At 65.7% G+C, this 15765-nt stretch carries 17 protein-coding genes, 1 tRNA gene and 1 pseudogene; 12 read left to right on the top strand and 7 right to left on the bottom strand.

Going from position 1 to position 15765, the window contains the following annotated elements:
• Positions 1-284 (top strand): MspA family porin (locus QQ25_RS10635; protein WP_039378708.1); only part of this gene is annotated, 284 nt, incomplete at its 5' end.
• Between the two features lie 113 nt (positions 285-397).
• Positions 398-817, top strand: a complete 420-nt coding sequence (locus QQ25_RS10640) for a pyridoxamine 5'-phosphate oxidase family protein (protein WP_039378709.1) — start codon at positions 398-400, stop codon at positions 815-817.
• Position 818: 1 nt separating this feature from the next.
• Here the strand turns inward: QQ25_RS10640 and wzm are convergent, their stop codons facing one another.
• The 5 genes from wzm to QQ25_RS10665 are packed head-to-tail and all read right to left on the bottom strand — an operon-like array spanning position 819 to position 5912.
• On the bottom strand, positions 819-1649 hold the full coding sequence (gene wzm, locus QQ25_RS10645; protein ID WP_039326178.1) for a galactan export ABC transporter permease subunit Wzm/RfbD: 831 nt from the start codon (positions 1647-1649) through the stop codon (positions 819-821).
• Complete coding sequence (glfT1, locus tag QQ25_RS10650) at positions 1646-2644, bottom strand: galactofuranosyltransferase GlfT1 (RefSeq protein WP_101906552.1); 999 nt, start codon at positions 2642-2644, stop codon at positions 1646-1648. Before glfT1 ends, wzm begins: the two co-directional genes overlap by 4 nt.
• Complete coding sequence (gene wzt / locus QQ25_RS10655) at positions 2604-3401, bottom strand: galactan export ABC transporter ATP-binding subunit Wzt/RfbE (RefSeq protein ID WP_039326177.1); 798 nt, start codon at positions 3399-3401, stop codon at positions 2604-2606. The genes glfT1 and wzt overlap by 41 nt, the downstream gene beginning before the upstream one ends.
• 6 nt (positions 3402-3407) lie before the next feature.
• Positions 3408-3923, bottom strand: a complete 516-nt coding sequence (locus QQ25_RS10660) for a bacterial proteasome activator family protein (protein ID WP_039378711.1) — start codon at positions 3921-3923, stop codon at positions 3408-3410.
• Between the two features lie 27 nt (positions 3924-3950).
• Complete coding sequence (locus tag QQ25_RS10665) at positions 3951-5912, bottom strand: DUF6541 family protein (RefSeq protein ID WP_039378712.1); 1962 nt, start codon at positions 5910-5912, stop codon at positions 3951-3953.
• A 124-nt stretch (positions 5913-6036) separates the two neighbouring features.
• Between QQ25_RS10665 and QQ25_RS10670 the strand changes: the two genes are divergently transcribed.
• Positions 6037-7233, top strand: coding sequence for a cysteine desulfurase-like protein (locus tag QQ25_RS10670; protein ID WP_039326173.1), 1197 nt, complete (start codon positions 6037-6039; stop codon positions 7231-7233).
• A 9-nt stretch (positions 7234-7242) separates the two neighbouring features.
• Here the strand turns inward: QQ25_RS10670 and QQ25_RS10675 are convergent, their stop codons facing one another.
• The gene (locus QQ25_RS10675) at positions 7243-8226 is read right to left on the bottom strand and encodes an NAD(P)H-quinone oxidoreductase (RefSeq protein ID WP_039327101.1); all 984 of its coding nucleotides are present in this window, start codon (positions 8224-8226) and stop codon (positions 7243-7245) included.
• A 67-nt stretch (positions 8227-8293) separates the two neighbouring features.
• Between QQ25_RS10675 and QQ25_RS10680 the strand changes: the two genes are divergently transcribed.
• From QQ25_RS10680 to QQ25_RS10715, 8 genes and pseudogenes are all read left to right on the top strand, one after another.
• Positions 8294-8806 carry a MarR family winged helix-turn-helix transcriptional regulator gene (locus QQ25_RS10680; RefSeq protein ID WP_039378713.1) on the top strand — a complete coding sequence of 171 codons (513 nt, stop codon included), beginning with the start codon at positions 8294-8296 and terminating at the stop codon, positions 8804-8806.
• A gap of 19 nt (positions 8807-8825) precedes the next feature.
• Positions 8826-8915 (top strand) — tRNA-Ser (locus QQ25_RS10685).
• Positions 8916-9130: 215 nt separating this feature from the next.
• A complete protein-coding gene (locus tag QQ25_RS10690; RefSeq protein WP_039378714.1) occupies positions 9131-9409 on the top strand; it encodes a type VII secretion target in 279 nt (92 codons plus the stop codon).
• A 239-nt stretch (positions 9410-9648) separates the two neighbouring features.
• Positions 9649-11355: a hypothetical protein gene (locus QQ25_RS31170; protein WP_201774221.1), complete on the top strand. Its 1707-nt coding sequence runs from the start codon at positions 9649-9651 to the stop codon at positions 11353-11355.
• A gap of 5 nt (positions 11356-11360) precedes the next feature.
• A complete protein-coding gene (locus QQ25_RS10700) occupies positions 11361-11615 on the top strand; it encodes a hypothetical protein (RefSeq protein ID WP_039378715.1) in 255 nt (84 codons plus the stop codon).
• 90 nt (positions 11616-11705) lie between these two features.
• Positions 11706-11903, top strand: a pseudogene (locus QQ25_RS10705) (helix-turn-helix transcriptional regulator); the annotation flags it as partial.
• Between the two features lie 68 nt (positions 11904-11971).
• Positions 11972-12598 (top strand): hypothetical protein, encoded by a 627-nt coding sequence (locus QQ25_RS10710; protein ID WP_039378717.1) that lies wholly within the window; start codon positions 11972-11974, stop codon positions 12596-12598.
• A gap of 71 nt (positions 12599-12669) precedes the next feature.
• Positions 12670-13503, top strand: coding sequence for a MerR family transcriptional regulator (locus tag QQ25_RS10715; protein ID WP_039378718.1), 834 nt, complete (start codon positions 12670-12672; stop codon positions 13501-13503).
• Here QQ25_RS10715 and QQ25_RS10720 read toward each other — a convergent pair.
• On the bottom strand, positions 13485-14519 hold the full coding sequence (locus QQ25_RS10720) for a bile salt hydrolase (protein WP_039378719.1): 1035 nt from the start codon (positions 14517-14519) through the stop codon (positions 13485-13487). The two genes, QQ25_RS10715 and QQ25_RS10720, sit on opposite strands and share 19 nt — an antisense overlap.
• Positions 14520-14740: 221 nt before the next feature.
• Between QQ25_RS10720 and QQ25_RS10725 the strand changes: the two genes are divergently transcribed.
• Positions 14741-15664 (top strand): acyl-ACP desaturase, encoded by a 924-nt coding sequence (locus QQ25_RS10725; RefSeq protein WP_039326156.1) that lies wholly within the window; start codon positions 14741-14743, stop codon positions 15662-15664.
• Positions 15665-15765 lie beyond the last annotated feature (101 nt).

Here is a 15765-nt window from a genome sequence, read left to right on the forward strand (position 1 = left end):
ATGGTGACATCACCGGCCCGCCGTTCGGCCTGGAGTCCGTGATCACCCCGAACCTGTTCCCGGGTGTGTCGATCAGCGCTGACCTGGGCAACGGCCCGGGTATTCAGGAAGTGGCCACGTTCTCGGTGGACGTCAAGGGTGCGGCTGGTGGTGTGGCGGTGTCCAATGCGCACGGCACCGTGACCGGTGCGGCCGGTGGTGTGCTGCTGCGTCCGTTCGCCCGCCTGATCGCCTCGACCGGTGACAGCGTCACCACCTACGGCGAGCCCTGGAACATGAATTAAGGACATGAACGCCTCGTTCTGAACGTCCATAACCAGCTCTCCCCAATCGGCGCGTCCCGCTTCTCCAAAGGAGCAGGGCGCGCCGATTGTCATGTGGCGGCTACGGTGGCTTCATGACGCCGCAGGCCCCGGTTTCGGTGCTCGGGGAGGACGAGAGCTGGCAGCTGCTGTCCAGCGTGACGCTGGGCCGTATGGTCTCCACGATCGGCACCAGGCTGGAGATCTTCCCGGTCAACTTCGTCGTCCAGCGCCACACCGTGCTGTTCCGGACCGCCGAGGGCACCAAGCTGATCAGCGCCCTGTTCAACGACCGGGTGCTGTTCGAGGCCGACGATCACACAGGTGTCGGCGGCTGGAGCGTGATCGTGCGGGGCGTCCCTCAGCTTCTCGAAACACCGGAGGAGATCGCCGAGGCTGAACGCGCCCAGCTGCTGTCGTGGATCGCGACCGCGAAACGCCGCTACGTCCGGATCCAGCCGAAAGAGATCTCGGGGCGCCGGTTCGTGTTCGGCTCCGTGGCCGACGACGTGTAACTCAGACCCAGTACGGCACGCGGGCGCGGTACTGGCGCATCGCGATTGCCGCGAAGCCCCAACCGATCGCTGTCAGGACCAGCACCACAATCCAGTGTCGCGCTTCCTGATCGGCGCCCAGCAGCGGTGCACGCACGATGTCGAGGTAGTGCAGCAGCGGATTGATCTCGACGATCTTGGCCCATGAGCCGGCGCCCTGCTGCTGCAGCGTGGACTCGTTCCAGATGATCGGCGTCATGAAGAACAGCAGTTGCACCACGGACGCCAGCAGCGGCCCGATGTCGCGGTAGCGGGTGGCCAGGATGCCGAAACATATCGACACCCATACGCAGTTCAGCACGATCAGGCCCAACGCGGGAATGACCGCCAGGTCGATCCATTTCCACGGCTTCGGATACACGATCGCGATCACCACGAAGATGACGATGTTGTGGCCGAACAGGATCAACTGCCGCCAGACCAGCCGGTAGACATGGACCGACAACGGCGTCGGAAGTTGTTTGATCAGACCTTCATTGGCGATGAAGACGTCGGCGCCTTCGAGAATCGAGGCGTTGATCAGGTTCCAGATGATGAGGCCGAGCGTGACGTAGGGCAGATGCTCCTCGAGCGGCAGCTTGAACAGCTTCGAGTACAACAGGCCCATCGCCACTGCGGTCGTGCCGGTGGCGATGGTGATCCAGAAGGGGCCGAGCACGCTGCGCCGGTAGCGCTGCTTGATGTCCTGCCAGCCAAGGTGCAGCCACAGTTCGCGCTTGCGGAAACCTTCGGAGAGGTCGCGTATCGCCCGGGTCATCGTCTTGGACTCGGACGCCGCATCGGTGAACGTCACCTGTTGGTCCTCCCGTCGCTCCGCTCGCCGCGCTTGTTTGCCCCGTCGCTTCGCTCGCCCCGGAAAAACCTTTCGTTCCTGCCCAACCGCCGCAGGCGGATCCACTCCCGCAGACCCGCGGGGTCGCGGCGGGACACCAGAAAGTACCAGCCGAACCGCATCCACTCCTGCGGCAGGAGTTTGCGCAACCCCGGCTGGGACAGGAGATAGCCGCGGTTGCGGTAGGTGAAGAACCGTTTGGTCTCGTCGTCGGGGTACTGCGTGTGCATCCGGCCGCCGAGGATCGGTTTGAACTCGTCGGTGCCGCACGGGTGCAGATAGCTTGCGGTCAAACAGGTTCCGAATGGAAGCCCGGAGCGCACCAGCCGCCGGTGCAGCTCGACCTCGTCACCGCGGACGAACAGGCGCAGATCGGGAACGCCGACGGCCTCCACCGTGGCGGCCCGGAACAGCGCACCGTTGAACAGCGACGCGATCCCCGGCAGCACATCGCCGGACACCGATGCGTCCTCTGTTCGCAGCTCTGAAACCAAACGGCGCCACACCAATCCGCGGCGCAGCGGGAAGGCCAGGCGCTTCGGATCGTCGAGGTTGCACACCATGGGTGAGACCTCGGCCAGGCTGTACTGCTCGGCGCAGGCCAGCAGGGTGGAGAGCACGGTGTCGTCAGCGGGGCGGCCGTCGTCGTCGGCCAGCCAGATCCAGTCCGCCCCCTGAGCCAGGGCGTGCAGCATGCCCAGCGCGAAACCGCCTGCGCCGCCGAGGTTTCGGCGTGACCCGAGGTATGTGGCGGGCACCGGCTGGCCGAGGACCAACTCGCGTACCTCTTCGTCATCGTCGTTGTCGATCACGATCAGGTGGTCGGGTCTGCGGTCTTGGCTCACCACCGCGGCCAGTGATTTGGCGAGTAGTTCAGGACGCCGGTGCGTGACGATCACCGCGACGACGTGTTCGTCAGGTACCACGCGCGGTTTCCTCCAACACCTCACGCACATGCCGCGCGGCGTCATCGCCCTCGTAGGCCCGCACCACGTCCTCGATCCCGCCGGACATCTTGATGGTGCCGTGGTCGATCCACATCGCGGTCTTGCACAGCCGGGCCAGGAATTCGTTGGAATGGCTTGCGAACACCAGGATTCCGGATCGTTCCACCAGGCTCTGCAACCGTGACTGCGCCTTCTTGAGGAACTCCGCGTCGACGGCGCCGATGCCTTCGTCGAGCAGCAGGATCTCGGGGTCGATGCTGGTGACCACGCCCATCGCCAGGCGCACCCGCATACCGGTCGAATAGGTACGAAGAGGCATCGAAAGGTACTCGCCGAGTTCGGTGAATTCCGCGATCTCGTCGACCTTGGCCATCATCTGCTTGCGGGTCTGCCCCAGGAACAGTCCGCGAATGATGATGTTCTCGAAACCCGAGATCTCCGGGTCCATCCCGACGCCGAGGTCGAACACCGGGGCTACCCGGCCACTGACCGTGGCCGAGCCCCGCGTCGGCTCGTAGATGCCCGAAAGTAGCCGCAGCAGTGTGGATTTCCCCGCACCGTTATGGCCGACCAGCCCGACCCGGTCACCCATTTTCAGTGACATCGTGATGTCGCGCAGGGCTTCGATGACGACGACGTTGGACTCGTTTCGCCCGATGGCGCCACCGGCCTTACCGAGGAACGCCTTCTTCAGCGAGCGGGTCTTGGCATCGAAGATGGGGAACTCCACCCATGCTTCGCGCGTCGAGATGTACGGATCGGACAACGGGGCCTACAGGTACTGGCCGGTGCCGGGGTGCGACGGGCCACCACGCTGTCCGCCGGGGACCTGCAGTCCCGGCGGGAGGGCGCCCTGGCGCATCTGTTCGAGCTGTGCGCGGGCGGCCATCTGCTGGGCGAACAGCGCCGTCTGGATGCCGTGGAACAGCCCTTCGAGCCAGCCGACCAATTGCGCCTGCGCGATGCGCAGTTCGGCGTCGGTCGGCACGTTGTCCTCGGTGAAGGGCAGCGTGAGCCGCTCGAGTTCTTCGCGCAGTTCGGGTGCCAGACCGTCCTCGAGCTCGCGGATGCTGGTCCGGTGGATGTCGCGCAGCCGGTTGCGGCTGGCCTCGTCGAGCGGAGCCGCGCGCACCTCTTCCAGCAACTGCTTGATCATGGTGCCGATGCGCATGACCTTCGCCGGTTGCTCGACGAGGTCTGTCAGCGACTTGCCGTCAGCGTCGACGTCGGTCCCGTCGGACGTGCTGGCCAGGATCTCGATGTTGTCATCGTCGGGGTTGATCGTCATGGCCTTCCTTAGTCAGTTCTGGGTCTGTCAGTTCGTCGCTTTGACCGCCGCGTTCTCCCCGCGCCAGCGGTAGATGCGGTCCTCACCGTTGTCGTAGATCTTCTCCCACGACCGTGAGCGCTCTAGCGACACTAGTCCGTCCGGCATGACGAACCCTCGGACCACCGGTGTGCTGGTGAGCACATAGCGGATGTTGAGCGCCTCGACCGCCTCGGCAACCCGGGGATCGGTGTCGGCATCGTCTGCATATGCCCAGAAGATGAAGCGGTGATACCCGGGGCCTTGTTGCACCGGGTAGTCGTAGTGGGTCCACAGCGGATGCAGCCCCGAAACCGCGTACATCCACGCGGTGCCGTCGGTGTTGGCGTCGCCGATCAGTGTGGTGCGAGCGTCGGGCAGCTGGGCCAGGTAGGCGAACGCCTCGAGATCTTTGGCACCGATCATCACCGAGTCGTACTTCTGCCCGATCAGGTACTTGTGCCGGGGGAAGTAGTGCCAGGCCAGACCGACGGTGGTGGCGATCAGCGCGACGGCGGCGGTGGCGTGGATCCAGGCCGGGCGGGCGCCGGTCCGGCGCAGCGCCGCGGCGCCGAGGATGACAAGAGCACCGAGTCCGATCGCGGCCATCGGTGCGTACAGCATCGCGACCACCGCGGACAGGCGGCGCGGGTCGCTGTAGAACAGGTCGCTGAACTTGCCGGTGATGACGCCCAGTGGCCCGCCGAACGGTGCGCCGGAATGGACGATCGAGGCGATGAGGATCAGCCAGACCGCCAGCGGCCACCACATTTTCTTGATCAGCATGACCAGGCCGCCGAGGGCGGCCAGGCCGATGAGTGCGTTCTGGAACGGGAAATCGTTGAGGTGGCGGGTGTGCTGGAAGATCCCCGCGAACAGCGAGAATTTCTTGCCGAGGTGGTTGACGAAGGCGTGGCCGACGATGATGTCGGCCTGCTGAAGGACCCCGAGAAACTGGGGCAGCATGATCAGCAGCGTCGGCACCGCCACGGCGGCCAGCGCCACGAGGTCGGGCAGCCGGCCGCGCACCGGCCGCCAGAGTGCATCCGCCAGCCACCAGACGCCCACCAGCAGTGCGGTCACCACACCGCCGGTGAGGTGCACCGAGAAGACGCCGACGGTGGCCAGTACCGCCAGCCCGATGCGGTCGCGATGTGCCGGCGTCGAGGCGATCAGTGCGAATACCGGCACGGCCAGCCCGTAGGCCACCAGGTTGGGCATCGCCGCCACATCGAATTCGACGTAGGGCATCGCGGTGAACGACGCGGCGAGTGCCGCCGCGGTGGCCGCGGCGACGGCGGTGCGCATCTCGCAGGTGTGCGGGCGGACGATCTTCCAGGTCAGCACCGCGGCGCTGACCGGGAACAACCACACCGCCGCGGTGACCGAACTGACGGTGTACGCGGTGGTCGCGGCGGCACCGGTGAGTTGGCAGTAGACGGCGGCCAGGGCGTGGAAGGCCGACGGGTAGTAGAGCGCCTCGTGGGTTTCGACGTTGCGCAGCTCGCCCATGTGGGTCGGGGAGGCCTGGCCGGTCTCGAGGATCCACCGGATGGTGTTGGCGTGCCATACCGAGTCCCAGGTGCTGGGGATGGATTGCCAATGCGCCAGGCCGGCGAACACCGCGGCAGCAATCAGCGCGGTGCCCAGCAGCACGCCCGCCGCAACCACCGCTGCGGCCCGTCGCGTCGCCGCCGATGCCTCCGCGTCGCGGTCACGGTAGCGGGCCAACAGCCTCCGCAACCCGGCCGCAATGGCGGCGACGATGGCTACAGCAAACAATGCCGTCCACGCGTTCCACGGCACGCCGATGGCCCCGAGCGGAACGATCGTCAGCGCGACGGTGCCGTAGGTCAAGGCTGGACCCACTGCAACCGCCATCGCAACGGTCAGTCCGCCCGCCCTGGCTATCAACGCCCCGGGTATCACCAGCAACAACAGTGCGATTAGCACTCCGAACCCGAAGCCCACTGGACTAGTATGGCTGCCCAGGGTGACCCGGTCCGAGCATGGTCTCTTAAGTGCAAACGCGCGGTCGGGCGCTCCCCAAATCGTGTCGGTTTGTGATATCCGCAGAAGCTCTAAGGTGGCTGGCATGGCATACGACGTCGCCCGGGTGCGGGGGTTACACCCGTCATTGGGCGATGGGTGGGTCCACTTCGATGCCCAGAACGGCATGTTGGTGCCCGATTCGGTCGCGACGACGGTCTCCACTGCCTTCCGCGGCTCGATGCCCTCCGCTGTCGGACCACACCCATCGGCACGCCGCAGCGCCGCTGTCCTCATCGCTGCCCGGCAAGCTGTCGCAGACCTGGTCAACGCCGATCCGCGGGGCGTGGTTCTGGGTGCGGACCGCGCGCAGTTGCTGACCGCGTTGGCGGAGGCATCCTCGAGTCGGGTCGGTCTCGGCTACGAGGTGGTGGTCACTCGCCTGGACGACGAGGCGAACATCGCGCCCTGGCTGCGGGCCGCGAATCGCTATGGCGCCAAGGTCAAGTGGGCCGAGGTCGACATCGAGACCGGTGAGCTGCCGTCGTGGCAATGGGAAGGGCTGATCGACAAGCCGACCCGGCTGGTGGCCATCGCGTCGGCCTCCTCCACGCTGGGAACTGTCACCGATCTGAGCGAGGTGACCAAGCTCACCCACGAGGTCGGAGGGATGGTCGTCGTCGACCACTCGGCCGCGGCTCCGTACCGGCTGATCGACATCAACGAGATCGACGCCGACGTGGTCGCGCTCAACGCCGTGCCGTGGGGCGGTCCGCCGATCGGTGCGCTGGTATTCCGCGACCCGGCGACCATCGATTCACTGGCTTCGGTGTCATTGAATCCTCACGCCACGGGCCCGGCCCGGCTCGAGGTGGGCGCGCACCAGTACGGGCTGCTGGGCGGCGTGGTCGCCAGCATCGAGTACCTGTCCAATCTCGACGATTCCGCCGGCGGCTCGCGCCGCGAACGGTTGGCGGTGTCGATGCAGTCGGCGAACGCGTACCTGGACCGGCTGTTCGAATACCTGGTCGCCTCGCTGCGCTCGTTGCCGTTGGTGATGGTGATCGGCAGGCCCGAGTCGCAGATTCCGGTGCTCAGTTTCGTGGTGCGCGACATCCCGGCCGAGCGGGTGGTGCAGCGGCTGGCGGACAACGGCATCCTGGCCATCTCGAATGCCAGCTCCCGCGTGCTCGACGTGATCGGCGTCAACGACATCGGCGGCGCGGTGACGGTCGGGCTGTCGCATTACTCGACCGGCGCCGAGGTCGACCAGCTGGTGCGGGCGCTGGCCTCCCTCGGCTGAGCCGGCGGCCTACTCGGGGACCGTCAGCACGATCTTTCCCGAGACCTCGCCCGAGGCCAGCAGTTCGTGGGCCCGCTGAGCCTCCTGGATGGGCAGTTCGGCGCCGATGATCGGCCGTACCCGTCCGTCGGCGATCATCGGCCAAACGTTGTCGAGCACGGCCCGCACGATCTCCCCCTTGCCGCCAGGTCCGTCCACCGGTCGGGGACGCAGCGAGGTGGCGATGACCCCGGCCCGCTTGCCGAGCAGCTTGGCGATGTTCAGTTCGGCCTTGATGCCGCCCTGCATGCCGATGATCACGAGGCGTCCGCCATTGGCCAGGGCATCGACGTTTCGGTCCAGATAGGCCGCGCCCATGATGTCGAGGATGACGCCCGCACCTGCGCCATCGGTTTCGGCCCGGACGCGCTCGACGAAGTCCTCGTCGCGGTAGTTGATGGTGATGTCGGCGCCCAGTTCGCGGCACAGGGCGAGTTTGTCGGCGGAGCCGGCCGTCACCGCGACGCGGGCACCGAGCGCGTGGGCGACCTGGGTGGCGTGGGTGCCGATGCCGCTTGCGCCGCCGTGCAGCAGGACCAGCTGACCGGCCGTCAGACCCGCGGTCATGACGAGGTTCGACCACACTGTGCACGCCACCTCGGGCAGGCCCGCGGCGTCGCCGAGAGCAACGCCATCGGGCAATGGCAGCACCTGCGGGGCGGGTACCGCGACGTATTCGGCGTAGCCTCCGCCCGCGAGCAATGCACACACCTGTTGCCCAACTGACCAGTCGGTAACATCCGCGCCGACGGCGGCAACGGTGCCCGACACTTCCAATCCGATGACCTCACTGGCTCCTGGCGGGGGCGGATACTTGCCCGCCGCTTGGAGAAGGTCAGCGCGATTGACGCCCGCGGCGTGAACACGGATCAGAATCTCGTCGTTTGCTGGTGTGATGTCAGCGACGTTTTCCCAGGTCAGATGGCCATCGACGGAAGCGGCGATTGCATGCATTTTTTCCACGCTACAAGCCTTCTGTTTCCCAAGCGCAGCAATACTGACGTCGCTTACGATTGCGCCTATGGTGGGGATGATTGCGGGGCGCACGGCAGGGGACATGCCGGGCCTGGACATCGCCGAGCAGAGGTCATGGCAGAACTACCTCGACTCGGCACTGCGAATGTATGCGACGTTGAATCGGTCGCTGGTGGATGCGCATCATCTGACACTCAATGATGTGCGCTTGCTCGATATGTTGGACAAGTCGTCCACCGGATCGGCGCGGATGGGGGACTTGGCCGAGCGGCTGATGTCCCTACCCAGCCGCGTGACCCGGCAGATTCGGCGGCTCGAAGTGCAGAACCTGGTGACCAGGTGTGCCAGTCCGGACGATGGGCGCGGGGTCGTGGCCGCCATCACCGAAGAGGGCAGGGTCGCCGTCCGTGAGGCGATGGTGACGTACGGGCAGGGTGTCCGTTCGCACTTTCTCGGCAGGCTTTCCCGTCCGCAGATCGCGGCGATGGGGGAGAACTGCCGCCGGATCAGCGTCGCGTTGAAGAACGGTGCGCCGCCCGCTCACATCGGTCGGGTCTGAAGCCCGTACTCTTGTCGGCGGTGGCGTGGCAGAGCGGCCTAATGCACTCGCCTTGAAAGCGAGAGACGGCTAAAACCGTCCGGGGGTTCAAATCCCTCCGCCACCGCCATCAGGGGTGGGTTCCGAGTTTCGTGCCCGGAGCTCGGAACCGTCTCGATCATCCACAGTGGCCCATAGTCGCGGTGCATTGCAGTGCGGTGTCCTGAGGTGTCACGCCGCTTCCACCGAGTTTCCGAGCCACTCCGTGACCAATTCTCGCGCGTAGGCCGGCGCAAATGGTGGGGTAACCTCACGACCAGTGAGTTCGCCGGTTGGGGGATTGGCATGGCAAACGGATTGGAAGTCGACTCAGGCGGCCTGCGGGCGGCGGCTGCCGGTAGTGACGGCATCGCTGCGGGGCTGTCCGGCGGATCGTTCGACACCCCGCGCTCGACACAGCCGAGCGGCGCGGGTGTGGCCGCCGTGAACGCTGCGCTCACCTCTGTGCGCAGTCGCCAATCGGCGCGGATGACTGGCCAGGCCGATGACCTCTCGGCGAGCAGCGCCCGCTATGACGCCACGGACACCGATGGCGGCGACGCCATCACCACGGTGAGCGTGTGAGTCCTGCGGCCGCGCCCGCTGCTCTCCCGACCCGCTCGGAGATCGAGGAGTGGAGCACCTCGCATTTGTCGGACGCCGCTAGCAACTGGCGGACCGCGGCTACCGCTTCCGAAGGTGCCTTCGATCAGCACCGTCAGAACATCTCTTCGCCGGGCGGCACCACGTGGGCGGGCGACGCCAAGGACGCGGCACTTGATCGGGTAACCAAAGACGTCGCGGTGGTCGGTCGCCAGAACAGTGTGCTGCGTGAGGCCGCCACCCTCGCCGCTAATGGCGCTCACGACATCAAAGCCGCCAAAGGCAAAGCGGTGGAGGCGATCACCGCAGCCGAGAACGACGGGTTCACCGTCGGCGAGGACCTCTCTGTCACCGACAGCCGCGAGTACGACATCAACACGATCGCCGAACGCAACAGGGCCCTCGCCGAGCACGCCGAAGACATTCGCTGGGCCGCCGAGCAGCTCGCCCAGGCCGACAATCTCGTCGGTACCCGCTTGCAGTCGAAAGCCGCTGAGCTGGAGGGGATCCCGTTCGATGGCGAGGGTGAGGGTCGTGACGGCGAGCCGACGGTGCAGCTCGTTGACAATAAGGTCCAGGACAAGCCGGACGAGCCCGGCGACAAACCCGCGGAGCAGGCGACTGGCCAGATCGGCCCGTTCGCGGTGCCGAAATCCGTCGAGGACGCGGCCAAGAAGTCCGGGCTGAAACCCGACGAGAAGCCTCCCGCTACTACTGGCGATGCCGGTGGTGATCTCGGTGACCTGTTGGGCGCCAACGACACTCCGGAGGGTAAGCCGGAGGATGGTCAGGCGGCCAAGCCGGGCGAGGAGAAAACCGCTGGCCTACCGCCTGCGCTGAGCCAGTTGCCACCTCCTCCCGACAAGGCGGCGATCGACCGGCAGGCCGCGAAGGTTGAGGCGGCCCGTCAGAATCTGGCGTCCGCGCAGGCCAAGCTGGACGACGCCGCCGGCCAGGGCTACACGCAAGGTGCGGGGGCAGGCCCCGGTCGCGATGACACGAATGCGTTGAGCCAAGCGGTGTTCGACGCCCGCGCCGAACTTACCGAGCAGACCCGGACCCTGAACGAGCTCAACCACGCTTCGGCGGCGGCCGGCGGCCCCACCGCGCCTGTCGCACCGCTCCCGGAGAACGCCGACGTACAGGCATTCCCGAAGGAACCGCCGGTCGTAGAGCGAGCGACGGGGGCGTTTGCCGAGGGCATGAAGGACGCGTCCGAGACCATCTGGGACGCGACGATGCCCGACGTGGGCAACATGTACGACGTCGCCACCGACTGGGACGGGGCGACCCCCGAGCAGAAGAGACAAGCCGCGATCGATGCCGCGGGAATGGTCCCGCTCCCGGGGGCCAAAATACTCGGCGAGGGGATCGAGCACGGACTCGACGCCCTCGGCAGCGTGGCGCGTCATTCCGACGAAGTCCCGACTCCCCACGTCGACGTCGATGCACCCGCCGGGGGACATGGCACGCTTGACGCACCGGTTGAGCACCATGCGCCACAAGATTCTCCCCACTCCGATCTCGGTTCCGACCATTCGGGCGCTTTCCATCAGGTTGAACTGGACATGGCCAACACAGCACAGGACATCTTCACATCGCCGGGGATGGACGAGTTGCGACAAGCGGCCCAGAACGGCACCGCACTCGAGGTTGAGATCAACGGCTACAAAGTTATCTACGAACCCGAACTGCCCAGCAGCGGATTCAGTTTGGCCTCGATCGGTGAGCGCGGCTTTGTCATCGGACCCGAAGGAATGGCCACAGACTCGGAGTTGGCAAGAACAGTTGCGCAAGAGGTATATCGGGTAAACATGACTGAAATACCCGAACTGGGAATAAGTGCGGAGCGCGCCACCGGTGAGACGCAGGCCGCATTTGAGTTCGCTGAAAAGTTTGGCGATACCATTATGAACGGCGGAGGCTGAGAAATATGTCTGAATACGGTGCATTGGCGAAACGATGGGTGGAGGTGACCAAACTGGTCGCTGCCGGATCGTGGGACGGTATCCGATGCCCGCAGAATAACGATGCAGATGTTCTGATCGACAAGCGCTCTTGGGTCGCAGAGGGCGACGCCAGCGACAAGAGATTTGAATACTGGATTCATTGCCCAAAGTGTGGTGCTGAGATCTTCATGCATGGCAAGCACGACTACACACCGGGACGGAATGTCGGGACCGACTAGCGATGGGGCACTTCGTCGAGCTCTGTGTGGCTGAGCCGTCAAGCGAGGTAATCCTCAATGTTTGAGTTCGTAGGGACCTACCGGAATGTGACCGCCGCATTTGGCACCACGCCGTATCAGTTCGTCCTGGACCGCCGGATACACCGGGCGAAGAAACTTCTGGCCACGACGGAGATGTCGATCACGGATATCGGCATGGACGTCGGATTCTCCACACCCAGCCATTTCGCCACGACCTTCAAAAACCGCGTCGGTATGTCGCCGAGCGCCTACCGCCGCCACGAATGAAGGTGGCCGACGGCGAGATCGCGGCGAGGTGAGCATCTGGACTCACCGCACTGTGGAAACATTCGGTGATGACCACGACGGAACCGGACGCACCCCGGCCGAACCACCGGTCGAAGTACGTCGCCGTTGTCGTCGTCTCGGCCGTCGTGGCAATCGCAGCGGTGGTCATTGCCGTCGGCGATGTGACCGGCCGGATCACTCGCGTGCTCGGCGGCGTCGCGGCCGAGGACCTGTTCTCCTCGCAGCGTCTGGACGCGGAACTGGACTTGGTGCGCGCACGGCTCGGCGACCTGCCGCTGCGGCGAGTGGATGTGACCTCGAACTTGATCTCGGTCGAGGCCGTCGCCACCGACGGTCGGCTGCACCTGTACTGGGTGCGCGACGGCGAGGTGGAGGACATGAACTCGATGCCCGACCTGCACGCGGGCGAAACGGCGTTCACCGCAGCGGATCTGTCGGCGCAGCGGATACGAGCAGCAGTGTCCGATGTGCGGGCTCTCGGGAAGCCCGGTGACATCGAGCTCGTCTCCTACATTTTCCGTCCGGGGCATCCGTTGACGGTGGCTGTGTGGATCCGGCACGACCCCGTCAGCTCGATATTGCACTTCGATCCGCGGGGCGGCAGCGCCGTTGTGCGTGAGGAGTCGATCGAGACAGATGAGCACACCTCGTCGTTCGGCGGTTGCTGGTGCTGACGAGGCGGACGAAACCTGTTGCAAGCGCCAGGTTTGACTCTCACACCGTGTGAGACGGCAGGCTCAAGTCCGTGACCGACACCCCGTCTCTGATGCCGATCGGCAGGTTCTCCTCGCTGAGCCGTATCTCCGTTCGCATGCTGCGCCACTACGACAAGCACGGTGTCCTGGTGCCCGCACGTGTGGACGCGGTCAGCGGCTACCGCAGATATGCCGCGGCGCAGCTCGCCGACGCCGCCGCGATCCGGCGGCTGCGCGACATCGGATTCGGCGTGTCCGCCATCGGAGCCCTGCTGGCTGTCCGAGGCACCCCGGCGTTCGACGCAGCCCTCGCGGCCCAGCGCATCGAACTCGCCGCGGCGGCCGAAGAGGCGAACGCGCGGCTCCAACTCATCGACCACCTACTTGCCGAGAAGGAGCTCACCATGACCGACACCGTCACCGAAGAGACCGTCCCCGCCCTGACCGCCGTCTACCTGCGCGACACCCTGCCGAACTATGCCGCCGAGGGGCAGCTGTGGGACCGGTTCATGCCTGCCCTGCAGGAGCAGGGCCTCACGCCCGGGCAGTTCGGCGGCTGCATCGAACACGATGACGAGTTCCGCGAATCCGATGTCGACGAGTCGGTGTTCCTCGAAGTTCCGGCCGACACCACCGCCAAAGCTCCGCTCGGAGTGCTCGTTGCCCCGGTGCGCCGGGCCGTGGTGGCCACCGTCACCGGCCCTTACGCCGAGGCGATCCCGCGGGCGCACGAACTCATCGGCGCCTACGTGACCGAGCACGGCCTGACCCTGACGCGGAGCGTCGACGATGTCACGACGCACCACTTCAACGTGTACCTCGACGACCCGCGCGAGGTACCCGAGGACCGGCTGCGGACAAAGGTCTACGTGCCGGTGGCCTGACCCTTTTCGGCTGCCAGCAGCGCCTCCATGATCTTCATCGACAGGAAAGTCATGGGGCCCTCGTCCACGAACTTGTCGGCCACGTTGCCGGCGATACCGCCCTGCACCGCAAGCTCGCCGATCAGGTCGAGCTTGAGCTGCGGGCTGCCCTCCGAGAAGTCGAGGTCCGCCAGGTCGACCCACACGATGTTGGGTCGGGTGGTGGACTCGTAGACGTAGCGCTTGTTGGTGAGGTCGAGCACCACCTGCCAGATGGTCTGCGAGGCATCCGGCTTACCCGGGTCGGGGATGCGGAAGGGCTGCGCGGCGTTGCGGATCACCGAGAACATGCCCGCGATGGCCTCTACCTGACTGGACGGCGTGGGCAATCTGCCGGCGTAATAGCTCGCCCGGGCGAAGCGGTCACTTGCCAGGGTGGAGCCCGGCAGCGGCTGCTCACCGCCCAGGCCGGTGAATGATTTCACCAGCTGAAGCTGCTGATCGAACGTCGGCGAATTGGTCATCACCGTGTAGTCCTTCGAGTGGTACACCCGCGGGTGGCCGTCGACGTACTCGATGATCGCCGAGTCTCCGGTCGCGTCGTCGAGGGCCAGGTGCAGTCCGGGTCGGACCCCGCCGGTCGGATCGTCCATCTGGACCACCTGCACATCGGTCTGCGCGATCCAGGCGACGGCCTCGGCGACGGTGGCGAAGTTGTCCAGGAAGTACTGCAGCCAGATGGCCTGGCTGAGCTGGGTGCGCGCGGCGTCCGGTTCGCCGTAGTTCGATTCGGCCAGCCACAGGATGTGCCCGGCCAGGCCCGCCTCGTTCATCCCGTCCACGGAGGTGATGTCGAAGGCGGTGGCGACGACGCTGCCGTATTTCGAGGTCCACGAGAGCTTGCCCGACAGCGCGTCGTCGCGTCGGACGCCGCGGGGCTGCTTCCACAGGTTGGTCATCAGGTCCTTGTGGAAGTCCATGTTCCTGCCCACCAGGACCGCATCGCCCGCTTCCGGCCAGATGACTCGCGTGCACATTGAGACGAGCCTAGTGCGGCGCCGGGCCGGCGATGCCGGGGCGTCGAAACTGAAAGCGCCGCAAGCATTTTCGTGACACAACGGTGCGCGCCGCTCGCCGAGGTTCGGCCGGGGGTTTCGTTTCACCCAAACTTAACCTACGGTTGCGTAACCTACGGTACCGTAGGTTGTAGCCGGCACGTCGGTGTCGACGCCTCTGCTGTAGACGATGGGAGGACTGGATGGATACCCAAACAGGAGTGCTCCACGAACTGGAGCCGGTTGTCGCCAACAATCTCGACCGCCATCTGTCGATGGCGAAGGAGTGGTTCCCGCACGACTACGTCCCGTGGAGTCAGGGGCGTGACTTCGGCTTCCTCGGCGGAGAGGACTGGCGCCCCGAGGATTCGCCGTTGGACCCGGTTGCCAAGGTGGCCATGACGGTCAACCTGCTGACCGAGGACAATCTGCCGTCGTACCACCGGGAGATCGCCACCCGGTTCTCCCGCGACGGCGCGTGGGGCACCTGGGTCGGGCAGTGGACCGCTGAAGAGGGCCGGCACAGTATCGCGTTGCGCGATTATCTGGTGGTCACTCGTGGCGTGGATCCCGTTGGGCTGGAACGACTTCGGATGGAGCACACGGTTGCCGGGTATGACTCGGGCGACAAGAGCCCGTTGGCGGCGCTGGCCTATGTGTCGTTCCAGGAGCTCGCCACTCGCGTATCGCATCGCAACACCGGCAGGCAATCCGGTTGCCCGATCGCCGATCAACTGCTGGCCCGCATAGCGGCCGACGAGAACCTGCACATGGTGTTCTACCGCAATCTCATGGCGGCGGCGCTGGACATCGCACCCGATGCCGCGATGATGGCCGTCCGCGACGAGGTGGTGAACTTCGCGATGCCCGGTATCGGCATGACCGATTTCGAGAAGAACGCGATCACCATCGCCAAGGCAGGGATTTACGACCTGCGCGTGCACCACGACGACGTGCTGCAGCCGGTGCTGCGCTTCTGGCGGATCTTCGACCGCACCGATTTCGGTCCGGAAGGTGAAAAGGCGCGTGAAGAGCTCGGCCAGTTCCTCGACGCAGTCGATGAGCGGGCGCGGTTCTACGAAGAGAAGCGCCAGCGCCAACGCCAGAGCGTCGGAGCGGCTTCGTAGCCAATCAGGCCGTCTTCGCCGTGACCTCCGCTTTTGCCTAAACGTGTCGTAGATCACACACCCCTGGGGATTCGCCGACGCTTGATCTTGGGTATCGAGGA

Origin of the sequence: Mycolicibacterium setense (assembly GCF_000805385.1) — a bacterium.
GTDB classification, from domain to species: Bacteria; Actinomycetota; Actinomycetes; order Mycobacteriales; family Mycobacteriaceae; genus Mycobacterium; species Mycobacterium setense.